We start from the raw sequence: 11,492 nt of genomic DNA, 5'->3' as shown, positions 1-11,492 counted from the left end.
GAACCCAACAGCATTGCGAGCTAAATTGTATCTTACTGCAAATCGTGCAGCTTTTAATCAACTGGAAAATCTCAAAGTTTCTTTCGCTATGAAATTCTAAAAAATATAACTATACGCATCGGGTTGCGTAAGGTGAGTTAAATATTTATTCCAGATCTTCTAAAAGAGTCTTTAGCTTGGATAGCTTCTCCTCCCAATCCGACTTTTTCTGTTTTTCCTTTTCAACAACTTCGGAAGGAGCATTCTTTACGAAATTTTCATTCAATAATTTTTTCTCAACACCCACCATACTTCCTTTAAGCCGGGTTATCTCTTTCTGTAGTCTGCCTCTTTCAATATCAAGATCAATTACTCCTTCCAATGGAATGAAAAGATCGTTTCCTTTTACAACTGATGAAGCTGATGCCCGAGGTTTTTGTAGATTTTTATCCGCAAAAATGTTTTCTACTTTGCCAAGTTTTTTAATATAAGATTTTTGATTTTCTGTAAGTTCGTTTCCTCTTAAATGCACATCAATATTTCTTGATGGAGGAATGTTCATTTCTCCACGTATATTTCTAACCGCAGTTACCAGTTCTTCAACAAATGTAAATTCATCTTCTGCTTTTGAATTTATCAAACTGGAATTGAACTTTGGAAAATCAACTATAGAAATGCTTTCACCATCTTTTCTTTCGGCAAGTAGATTCCAAATCTCTTCAGTTATAAATGGCATAAATGGATGGACGAGTTTTAACATTTCCTCAAAAAGTGTAATAGCGCGAGTTAAAACTGCTGATTTTATTTCTTCGTCATCCGCATATAACCTGCTTTTCATCATTTCTATATACCAATCGCAGAAGTCATTCCAAACAAAAGAGTAAATTATTTTTGTGGCATTGTTTATCTCAAAATTATCCATTGATTGGTTGATTGCCTGCAGCGTACTCTGGAACCGCGACATAATCCAGTTATCTGAAAAGTCAAGATGTTTATCTTTCAATTCAGGATTTATTGGAATTGACTGGGCATTCATCAACAAAAATCTTCCTGCGTTCCAAATTTTATTTGCAAAGTTTCTTCCAATCTCACATCTCTCAGAACTGAAAAGAACATCCTGACCAAGCGGAGCAAGATAAAGGACTGTAAACCGCAACGCGTCTGCGCCGTATTCTGCAATTACATCAAGAGGATCGGGAGAATTACCAAGAGATTTGCTCATCTTCCTTCCCTGAACATCGCGGATGATACTTGTAAAATAAACATCGCTGAAAGGAATATCTTTTTTGAATTCTAATCCAGCCATAATCATTCGCGCAACCCAAAAGAATATAATGTCGGGAGCGGTAACAAGAAGATCGGTTGGATAATAATAATTTTGTTCTTCTTCAGTTACAAAAACATCGTGCGCCCACAACCAACTGGAAGCCCAGGTATCCAAAACATCTTCATCCTGTCTCCAGTTTGCAACATCAGCCGGCGGATTGACATCACAATAAATTTCATTGGTTTGTTTGTGGTACCAAACCGGTATCCGGTGCCCCCACCAAAGCTGGCGCGATATACACCAGTCTCGAATGTTGGACATCCAGTGCTCGTAAGTTTTTACCCAATGGTCCGGATGAAATTTTACTTTTCCTTCCTGAACAACTTTTAATGCTGGTTCTCCAAGTTCACCCATTTTTAAAAACCATTGTTCAGAAAGATACGGTTCAATCGGCACACCGCCCCGTTCAGAATATCCAACACTTGTTGTATAATCTTCAATCTTATGAATTAAATTTTCTTCTTCAAAAATCGAGATTACTTTTTCTCTTGCTTCATATCTATCCAGTCCTTGAAGCTCATCCGGAACATTTTTGTTTAACGTTGCATCTTCGTTAAGAATATTTATTATTTCAAGGTTGTGCCGCTTTGCCATTTCATAATCATTAACATCGTGTGCTGGAGTTACCTTAACCGCACCGGTACCAAAACTTATATCCACGTAATCATCTGCAAAAACCGGAATTTCTCTACCAACAATCGGAAGAACTATTTTCTTTCCGATCAATTCCTGGTAGCGTTCATCGTTTGGATTTACTGCTATGCCGGTATCACCCAACATTGTTTCCGGACGTGTTGTTGCAACAACCACAAAATCATTGCTGTCTTTAACCGGATATTTGAAGTACCAAAGTTTACCCTGGATTGTCCTGTAATTAACTTCTTCATCAGATATTGCCGATTTAGAAACCGGGCACCAGTTAACCATCCTGTAGCCCCGGTAAATTTTCCCTTTCTTGTAAAGATCAACAAATGCCTCAATCACTTTATGGTAATAATGATCATCCATTGTAAATCGTTCACGGTCCCAATCGCAGCTAACACCAAGTTTTCTTAATTGACTTGTAATTATTCCACCGTATTTTTTTGTCCACTCCCAGCAATGTTTAATAAATTCATCTCTGCCAATTTCTTTCTTGGTAATTCCTTTTTCTTTAAGAAAATTTGTTACCTTTCCTTCTGTTGCTATCGATGCGTGGTCTGTTCCCGGAACCCAGCAGGAATTAAAGCCCAGCATTCTTTTGTAACGAATATATACATCCTGGATTGTGTTGTTCAGAATGTGTCCCATTGTTAAAATGCCGGTAACATTTGGCGGAGGGATTACGATTGTATATGGTTTTTTACTCTTATCAATTTCGGAATGATATAATTTTTTCTTCTCCCAGTAGGCGGACCACTTGTCTTCAACTTCTGATGGATTGTATGCTTTTGGTATTTCATTCACTTCTTTGATGGACATTTTTATCTCTGCTTTTAGAAAATTTTTGATCCAAATATAGTGAAAATTGAAGAATGTTTACTGGTGTTTGGCTTTGAATCGTTTGGCTATTTTAATAAATTTCGGAAGAATAAATCATCACAAATAATCTGGGAATTAGATGGGCAAATCAGAAATTGCAATCGAATGTTTTCAAAACGGATTTTCATGCTCTCAGGCGGTCATTTCAACCTACTGCGAAGAACTTGGACTTGATAAAGAATCTGCATTAAAAATTGCCTGTGCCTTTGGTGGAGGAATGGGACACATTGGAGAAACTTGCGGCGCAGTTACCGGAGCTTTTATGGTTATAGGATTAAAGCACGGAAAGATAAAGGTTGATGATAACGAAGCGAAAGCTAAGACTTACGAACTTGTTGCGGAGTTTGCAAAAAGATTTAAAGCTTTAAATAATTCTATCCACTGCTTTGAGTTGATTGGTTTCGATTTATCAACTGAAGAAGGATTAGCACAAGCAAGAGAATCAAATCGTTTTAAAACTGTTTGCCCAAAATTGGTTAAAGATGCTGCCGAGATTGTCGAAGAACTGTTACAATTGAAAGCTTAGATTTGTTCTTCTAAAATCTTGCAAGCACTCCAAGTTTAATTTGAAACATCTGTAGTGTACTAACATTTTCCATATCAAGTGAAAGTGTTTGCCAGAGTTCCCCAATTATTGTTTTGTAATCGCCTGATAATTTTAACCAAACAGGCTCAAACAATTTCACTTCAATGGACGCGCCTAAGTTGAATCCACCGCTCCAATCCACTTGTGTATTAGAAGGAACCTTTAAAACTTCCGCTAATTTTTTGCCCCCTGTTCCGGAGGTATCAACAAACATAGAATCATTATAAGCATCGCGGACGTTTTTCCATCTATAAACACCGAATCCAAAACCAATGTTAGCTTTAATCATATTTGTTTCATAAACTTTGTAAGTAGCCTGTGCAGAAAGACCAGCAATCTCTAACTCCATTACTAATTTACTTAAAGGAATATTAAATGCTTTTTCAATTGATTTTCCGTTTTCATAAAAGGAAACCGAACGTGTTATGAAAAGCCTGCCTTCATTTACTTTATCAAATTTGAAATATTCTAGATTGCCAGTCCAGGTCCAGCTTTCACTTATCGATTGTCCTAAATATATTTCCCCACCAACAGTACTTTTGTAACGACTTGAAAGAAGAGAAACGGGAAAATATAATGATCCGCTTGCACCAGCAATAAAAGTATTTTTCTGTGCAGGAGTCTGCGCCGCAATGATAAATAGTAGTATGAGAAGTAAATGTTTTTTCATAAGAATTAATAAAGGAATGTTAATCCAAGTTTAATATTTAGTAAATCACTCATCGGAAGTTCATTGTAACCATATTTACCTTCGGTTTTAAGTATGTACACATATTTAAAACCAGCATCCAGAACAAAGCCTTCAAGAAACTCGTAACCGACATTCAAACCACCGACCAAAGCAAAGGGATTTCCCGATTTTGGATCCGCAAAATTGTAATAATCATATTTGAATTCATAATCCAGAGTGCTGAAATATTTCTGCCAGCTTTCATGAAGATATAATCTTCTGGTATAAAAAATAACTCCACCGCCAAGCTGCGCACCAACGTGAATATTTTCAATGAGTTCAAAATCCGCACTTGCAGTTACAAACAAAGGATATAAGTCCATTTTCTGAACAGGTGAAAGTGTGGCTTTAAGGTAACTGTACTTTGCAAGCGCATCATTCACAATTCCTTTATAGCGCAGCAGCCAGAAAACCCAATTCCATTTTTCCAAAGCGGAATCCTGTGAAACGCTATATAAATTATATCCAAAAGAAACATTAACATGATAATCTTTATAAAGATCAAAACTAACAGTAGCTTCTCCTCCTAATGCATTTATCTTGTTTACTTTTAATCTTTTTGACATCGGTTGGGAAAAAGCTCCGGAAAGATTTATTGAATGAATCTGCCCAAAGCTTTGGCTTACAAAAAAAGCAGCGAGTAATATTAATAATGATTTGATTCTCATAGCATACCAAGTTGTATTGTGAATCTGAGAATGTTACCTAACCTGCCATAATCTGCATATGCAACATCAAATTTTGCCGGAACTCCCGGAGGTGTTAGCCCAATACCAAGGCTATAAGTTTCTTCATCATAATTAAATTTGTATCCGCCGCGAATAATTAAAATATTTTTCCATGCGGCTTCTGCTCCTGCATTTATCCGTTCATCATTATCACTGGCGTGAACCAATTCCAGAGAAGTAGTTACACGGTAATCAGAATTAAAATCACCAAATACCTCAGCAGCGGCACCAAGCCGTAACCAGGAAGGCATTCTGAACTCATCATTTATATATTTTGCATTGGTTCCAAAGTTTTGGATGGTAGCCGCAATCCTTAGTGATGACAAACCGGTATAATAAAGAACGCCGCCATCAAACAACATGTTGTTAACCGAGTACACATCAATTTTCTCGCGTGCGTATTTAACAGCAATTCCAAATGAAAATCTATCAGTTAACATTTTAGAGTAGCCCACCATCAAAGCCAAAGCATCGGCATTAAACGTTCCCTGAATATCATACAAGCGCTGACCAGCTTTAACCGTGCGGGGCATTGAACCATAATCAAGCAAAATTGCTCCGACAGCTATAACGCCAAGTTCTGAACTGAAGGAATAACTTGCCGCATAATTTTTAATATCTGCAAACCAAGGTGAATAGGATAAAGACAAGCAATGTTTTTGTTTGCTGAATCCAAGCCCGCCGGCGTTAGAAAATATTGCATCGGAATTCATGTCGTCTAACGCAATAGCAGTCTCTCCCAGCGCGGCTGTTCTTGCACTAATAGGAATTTCTAAAAAAACGAATCCGCTTGTAGATGTTTTTTTGAAATCCTGCTGAGCTGTTGCAATAGAAGTGAGTATAAATAAACTTAAAATTATTTTTTTCATTATCAATATAAAATTTGTTCTTAAAACAGCCGGGACTTTAACCCGTACAAGTTTGGTTATCTAACAACTGCAAATTTTCCTTTTTTATTCCCGGATGGTGATTCTATATGGAAAACATAAACTCCGCTTTCAATGAACTGACCGAAATCTGTTAACTGATTCCAGGAAACTATTCCGCCCACACCTTCTGCCACGTCGATAGTTTTTACTAAGTCACCCCGCACAGTATAAATTCTAATTGTACAAGGATTCGGAAGGTTAACGAATTGTATTTCATCCGAACCTGCCAACTGCGTATCCCCTGCGCCAAATACAAATGGATTCGGTACAACCAGCACTTCACTTATACTTGATGATGGAGGAAGCGTGGATAAAAATGGCGTTGTCATTCTATTAGCAAATATGGAAGACTCTAAAGGTGGAACCTTATTTGATTTTGTTTCCGGAAAGATTGCTGCAGGATTTATCAACCAGCTTGCCTTACCGGTATCGTACGCGGTTAAAGCATAATAGTAATAACTTCCAATGCTTACTAATGAATCGACTACCCGATAATTTATTCCATCAAAATTTAATGGATCATCTTTCTTAATGGTAGCTATTAAATTCCAGGGACCAATTGGGAGAAAGCTTGATCTATATAATTTATATCCGGCAAGATCTGATGTTCCAGCATCCGGATCAGTTAAATTTTCCGTATCCGTTCCCCATACAATTTGGTTAGCTACAAACTTTTTTCTTTCCTTATAAAAATCGACTGTAAACTTTGGAGCGCCGGGAGGATTTGGATGCCGGTATTTGTTATCGTATGTAAGCTTTGCTTCTTTAACAGAATTATCAAAATTCTTTTTGCCCACATCCTGAATTGTTTTGGAAGTATTCGTTGGATCAACAGCCAAATTATAATCAACACCATCAACAACTTCTGCAAATGCAATCACTATAGAATCGCCAGGAGTTAAATCCCATGGACCACAGTTCATTAATGACCACATCCGGCTTTTCCGCATATATGCAGTATCGGAAGGACTTACTATATAATTCTTTGCAGTAGTTGGATCCATACAAACATTATACTGTGATTCTTCTGTATCCTTGTTTACAAAAGCACCTCCCGGATCATAAGATGGATCACCAGCAGCCCATCCATATTTAACAATTTTTGTTGTCTGCCCCTGCTTATTTGGTGAAGAGTAAAGTAATGTTACACCTACAAATCCGGGTGCAAGATATTCTCCCTGCGGTACACCATCTTTAATTATACCTTGTGTTTTTGAATAGCCGAATGGTACTTCAGTTGTTGTAGTCTTCTTGTAATCATCAGCTTTACCATAAATCAGATTGTTATTAGCTTCGTAAAAGAACCAGGTATTTTTGGCGCCCGGTGGTTCAGTTGGAAAGTTAACAGCCCAAGCCCGCGAGTTGCAATGCATTGCATAATTCAGAAGAGCATAAAAATCTTTTAACGTATCAGCAATTGCCTTAATTCTCTTTGCATCAATTACCGGATCGAGGTGGTCTTTAATTTCTTTGGAGATATTCTTAATAACATATTCATGAATAATATAATTTTCATCCCGCTTGGAACCGCTCCAGTTCTGAGAAGTTTTAGTAACTCTGATTGGAAGCTGCCGTTCAACACCATAACTTGGAGTGTAACCAACATTATATTCCCAAATAGATTGTATTACTTCTTCTCCCATATTTGGATTTTTCTGCAGCCAGAAATTTTCTCCGTTCTTAAAAAGATGGGTGTGCTTTGTCAATAAATATTTTGATCCCTGATCGGCGGATACTTCGCCATACATGCTCCAATCATCAGCAACCAAAACACTATCGTTGGTTTTTTTGCATCCGATATAAAGCCCACCTGTAACTAAATAAGATGGCGCACCACCAATATCTTCAACGATCCAGCTTGCGTCAAAGCCAGGCCAATCCAGCCCAACACCTGATCTAGACCAAGCATTATATTTAGGACCATTCTTAGCAGTATAAACGCTTTGCCAAAGTTTTCCCCTGTTAAAAAACTGAGAAGGAGCATCAACCTGTGCAAAATTTGTGGCTGAAAGTAAAATCAATATTAGAAATTTTCTAATCATAGTAATGATATTATTTATTTTAAATTCCAAAGATCAATCCCGCAATGCGAGACCAAAAGACAAACAAGTTTCAAAAAACAAATTCAAACAAAAAAAATAGTGGATTGATAATTGTTTATTATTTATTGCTTCCTAAAATCCTACTCCAAGTGAAAAGAATATTTGTCTTGGTATATTCTTGTACGTCTTGAACGAAGCAATTCTGTACGATTTTCTATCCGGTTTATCAGCCGGATCATCCATCGTAATTGTATCGTTTATCCAATTATTTAAATCGTCTTCTGTATCCATTGGAGTTAATATTTTATTGTTGAACAAATTCATAACTCTTATACCTAAAATCAAATTCATTCCATAAGATTTAAAAGTTTTCTGGAAATTAAAATCGAAGTTGGATTCCAGAGGATAGCGCCGGTTATTCCTTATTGCAAGCTGCGATTTTTGATTAAACTCTGTTATATAAGTAAATGGTGTTCCTGATTGCGCTGTATAAGTTAATCCAAATAAAGAATTGCTTAAAAGATTTATTCCAAAAATCTCGGGACCATCTTCCTCTTTGAATTGATATTGAAGATAACCTCTGAAGTTATGGGTACGATCATTGTATGAAACATACTCACCGGTAAAATCTCTCCGTTCATATCGTAAACCACCAGGATATACAATTGAGGCTCCAAAGTTGCCATCAGTAGTTTGGGAAATATTATAGCTTAGCCGGTAACCCCAATTGCCCACACCAACTTTTTCAAAAATAATTTCTATTCCAACAGTTGATCCAAATCCATTATTTGCAAAAGATGTGTAAGGATATAATGGAGTGTTGTCCGGTAAATATCCAACATTGGTTGTGTTGTGGTTACCGGTTATGGCGGCAATTCTCTGGGTACCAATTTGTGTTACTCTATCGTTATAATAAATTGAAATATCAATACGGTTTCTATCATCCAGAACCTGCTGTAACCCGAATTCATATTGAATTGTTTTCTTGTAATCCAGATTTGGATTACCAATGTTATTCCATCCTGCATTTGTTCTTTGCGAATACGCCTGGGCAAAACTGGGCATTGATGCAAAGTGACCATATTGAATTCTGAATGCAGTGTTTTCCCCGATTGGAAAAGAAATTCCGATTCTTGGTAGAACAATATATTTAGATTCGCTTGAAGTTGTAGTCGGAACTCCAACAAAAGGTTCGGCACCAGTGCCCGGATAAAACGGATCAAATTGATCGTATGAAACACCTTGCTGGAAATTATAAGTTTCTACTCTTACTCCAACATTAGCAATCATCCCTTCATATTCCATTTTATCCTGAATATATGCGGCAACATTATAAGGATAAGCACGATAAAATTCTGCAAAACCTGAACGCGTAACATAAGTGTTTGCCTGAAAACTTGAATTCACCGCATTGTTCATCAAGTCCCAGTAATAAAATTTAAATCCTGCTTTTAATAAATTGGAATTGGTAATTTGATTTGTGTAATCAATTGTTGCTCCCCAATGGTTGTTCCTGGAATCCTGATAATAAATTGAGCTGAAACTAAATGGTTGCGTGTATTCTGAATCATACCATAATCCTCTTGGCAGCACAAACCCACGCGGATCAGTTAAACTATCTGCACGATCAGCTTCCAGATCATAACTGGGTGCAGTAACATAAGGAATTTCAAATCTTTCCTGCTGATTATTAATTATTGTTTCTAAAAAGGAGCTTGTACTAATTGTATAAATCCAGCTAAGACTTTGTGTAATAGTTTGTTCACTTCTAACCGGGTCTGTTGTTACACGATATTTGGAAGAAGAGCCGCCAGGTACAAACGGAATTCCAGCCCAGCGAATATCATCGGAGCCAGACCATAAACCACCTCGGTATTTTTGCAGTGCACCCATAAATTTAAATTTGTGTGCAGTAAAAGGCTGGTATGTTAAAGTTAAAGTATAATATTGATAAACCTGATCCCGTTCAGGAGTTGGCAAACGTGTTGGTTTATTTCTGTACTCACCAGCAAAGTAAAATTTTAGTAGATCAGGATTCTTCCCCAATGGTCCGCCAAATCCAAACATAAAACGCTTGTAAGAATGTTGCCTGTAATCATAAACACCAAGCTGATTTTCTTCAGAAGGAGTATGATTATTAAGCCACAGGTTATGAGCCCATTCCATCGTGCGGTTGGCTAAAGCGGTATCTGCGGATGTACCTTTCCCCGATTTTATTTTTTCAAACAGATTTCTATTTAAATCATAAAGTGGGCTACCGACATTATTATACATTCTATCTGTCCAGTAATTTAATTGTCCCCAGGTTTTCCATTCAAAATTTGTTGAAGGATCATATAAATAATTTCCAAAATGATATTGTCCTTCAGGGCGATATTCAAATCTTACTTCACCGCTGAATTTTGGTGTACCTTCCTTTAAAGCAACTTTAACAATCCCAGCTTGTGCATTTCCATATTCAGCCGAGAAGCCACCGGATATAACCTGCACCTGCTGAACTGCAAGAGGATTGACATCATACTTATAAGAATTGTCTGCTTTATCAACACCCGCTCCACCTGCAGGAGCGCTTGTTATGGATTGTGATTGTGAAATTCCATTTACCTGAAAATTAATTTCGTAAGAACCGGATCCTCTAACCGAGTAATTCCCCTTATCATCTTTCTGAAAACTGGAAGACAAGTCCAATGCGCCTCGTAATCCTTCAATAGGCGCTGCTTTAATCTGTTCATCATCCATAGTGTTTGCAGTAGAAGTTTGATCTTTTATTATTTTTGGTTTTTCCGCAACAATTGTAACCTGTTGAAACTGAATTGAAACATCTTTGAGCCGGAAACTTACATCAGTTGTTCTATCAATAAAAACTTCAACCTGGGATTTTGTAAGTTTACCATAACCAATCATACTTGCTGTAACCGAATATTTTCCTGGACTGATATTAAGGATTGTATAACGACCATCAACATCTGAAGTTGCACCGAGATTTGTTCCTTCAAGAACAATGTTTGCACTAATTAATGTTTCACTGGTTCTATCATCAAGAATTTTTCCGGAAATCTTACCTTTCTGAGCAAAGATGAGATTTGTAGTACACAATATTATTACCAACAAAACAAAATTTTTTTTGATTTGATGTAACATAATTCTGGTTTTCATTTTCTTAAACATAAAAGAGTTTTTAATTATACTCTGATTAGAAGGAACTGAAATGTTCGGCTTTATTTTCTAACAAGAAGATAAAGTCATCTCAAATTACTGCCGCAAAATCAAAATAAAATATGTAAAAAACAAGTTCTCTGTTTAAAGTTAAAAGTTTGTTGAATAAGAAATGGTAAGTTCAAGTCCATTGCCAAAGCGCTATTGATACATTGTTTAATTGTTGCATTGATAAATTGTTTATTTCGGAATTGTTAATTCTATGAATGTTTTGTAAAAGTAATTTAGCAATTAAGCAATTTCTAGTATTTTACACTTGCTGGGTAATCGACATTTAAGATTCAAAAACTAATTTAATAACTCACCTTACGCAAAGAGAAAGAAAGGTATTAAATTTCTGGTGACAAAAATCAGAGGTATGCGATGAAAAAAGAACTCTTAGAACTGTACACAGATTATTTAATGAGTTCATTTTCTTATACGACAGCCACGGG

7 protein-coding genes are annotated in these 11,492 nt (G+C 36.6%); 1 reads left to right on the top strand and 6 read right to left on the bottom strand.

Annotated elements, in window-relative coordinates:
• Window positions 1–145 precede the first annotated feature (145 nt).
• Complete coding sequence (locus NTX22_11705; protein MCX6151183.1) at window positions 146–2,767, bottom strand: valine--tRNA ligase; 2,622 nt, start codon at window positions 2,765–2,767, stop codon at window positions 146–148.
• 139 nt (window positions 2,768–2,906) lie between these two features.
• Here NTX22_11705 and NTX22_11700 point away from each other — a divergent pair, with 139 nt between their 5' ends.
• On the top strand, window positions 2,907–3,353 hold the full coding sequence (locus tag NTX22_11700; protein ID MCX6151182.1) for a C-GCAxxG-C-C family protein: 447 nt from the start codon (window positions 2,907–2,909) through the stop codon (window positions 3,351–3,353).
• A 10-nt stretch (window positions 3,354–3,363) separates the two neighbouring features.
• On the opposite strand, the gene NTX22_11695 is transcribed toward NTX22_11700, so the two are convergent.
• From NTX22_11695 to NTX22_11675, 5 genes are all read right to left on the bottom strand, one after another.
• On the bottom strand, window positions 3,364–4,083 hold the full coding sequence (locus NTX22_11695) for a hypothetical protein (protein MCX6151181.1): 720 nt from the start codon (window positions 4,081–4,083) through the stop codon (window positions 3,364–3,366).
• A gap of 5 nt (window positions 4,084–4,088) precedes the next feature.
• Window positions 4,089–4,811, bottom strand: coding sequence for a hypothetical protein (locus NTX22_11690; GenBank protein ID MCX6151180.1), 723 nt, complete (start codon window positions 4,809–4,811; stop codon window positions 4,089–4,091).
• Window positions 4,808–5,740: a PorV/PorQ family protein gene (locus tag NTX22_11685; GenBank protein ID MCX6151179.1), complete on the bottom strand. Its 933-nt coding sequence runs from the start codon at window positions 5,738–5,740 to the stop codon at window positions 4,808–4,810. Before NTX22_11685 ends, NTX22_11690 begins: the two co-directional genes overlap by 4 nt.
• A gap of 56 nt (window positions 5,741–5,796) precedes the next feature.
• Window positions 5,797–7,872 (bottom strand): hypothetical protein, encoded by a 2,076-nt coding sequence (locus tag NTX22_11680; protein ID MCX6151178.1) that lies wholly within the window; start codon window positions 7,870–7,872, stop codon window positions 5,797–5,799.
• A 102-nt stretch (window positions 7,873–7,974) separates the two neighbouring features.
• Window positions 7,975–10,998, bottom strand: coding sequence for a TonB-dependent receptor (locus NTX22_11675; protein ID MCX6151177.1), 3,024 nt, complete (start codon window positions 10,996–10,998; stop codon window positions 7,975–7,977).
• Window positions 10,999–11,492 lie beyond the last annotated feature (494 nt).

Source organism: Ignavibacteriales bacterium (assembly GCA_026390815.1).
GTDB lineage: Bacteria > Bacteroidota > Ignavibacteria > Ignavibacteriales > SURF-24 > JAPLFH01.
The sequence above is the reverse complement of the archived record's forward strand: the minus strand, read 5'-3'. Positions and strand labels throughout refer to the sequence as shown.

Bases quoted from the DNA above. Each gene is read 5' to 3' on its own strand.
- NTX22_11695 (MCX6151181.1), bottom strand. From the start codon at position 4,083: ATGAAAAAACATTTACTTCTCATACTACTATTTATCATTGCGGCGCAG.
- NTX22_11690 (MCX6151180.1), bottom strand. From the start codon at position 4,811: ATGAGAATCAAATCATTATTAATATTACTCGCTGCTTTTTTTGTAAGC.
- NTX22_11705 (MCX6151183.1), bottom strand. From the start codon at position 2,767: ATGTCCATCAAAGAAGTGAATGAAATACCAAAAGCATACAATCCATCA.
- NTX22_11685 (MCX6151179.1), bottom strand. From the start codon at position 5,740: ATGAAAAAAATAATTTTAAGTTTATTTATACTCACTTCTATTGCAACA.
- NTX22_11700 (MCX6151182.1), top strand. From the start codon at position 2,907: ATGGGCAAATCAGAAATTGCAATCGAATGTTTTCAAAACGGATTTTCA.
- NTX22_11675 (MCX6151177.1), bottom strand. From the start codon at position 10,998: ATGAAAACCAGAATTATGTTACATCAAATCAAAAAAAATTTTGTTTTG.